Origin of the sequence: Anaerococcus sp. HMSC068A02, from assembly GCF_001811125.1 — a bacterium.
In the GTDB taxonomy this organism is placed as follows: Bacteria; Bacillota; Clostridia; order Tissierellales; family Peptoniphilaceae; genus Anaerococcus; species Anaerococcus vaginalis_C.
The window spans coordinates 1-368 of the sequence record NZ_KV803760.1 but is presented as its reverse complement, the minus strand read 5'-3'; the positions used below and the strand labels follow the sequence as shown (position 1 = coordinate 368).

At 34.2% G+C, this 368-nt stretch carries 1 protein-coding gene; it reads left to right on the top strand.

Annotated elements, in window-relative coordinates:
* On the top strand, window positions 1-368 hold a 368-nt coding region (locus tag HMPREF2782_RS05390; protein ID WP_186821659.1), incomplete at both ends, for a recombinase zinc beta ribbon domain-containing protein.

The window sequence follows — 368 nt, the reverse complement described above, 5'->3', positions numbered from 1 at the left end:
AAGAAAAGTAAATATGTATCCGAAGATAAATGGCTCATCTTTGAAAATACTCACGAAGCAATCATAGACCAAGAAACCTTTGATAATGTGCAAAGGATAAGAGGAAATGTAAAAAGGTATCCTGATGGTTGGGGTGAATATCACCCACTCACAGGATTGATGTATTGTGCAGATTGCGGGAGCAAGATGTATGTTCATAGGACAAATAACTATAAGAATATTCCTTATTATGTTTGCAGTAATTATAAGAAAGTACCTTGCGGGACACTTTGTCCATCAGCTCACAGGATAAAAGCAGAAGTAGTCTTAAACCTTATCCAAGAAACATTAAAAGATATAAAAAATTATCTTGATGAAGATAATGAAGC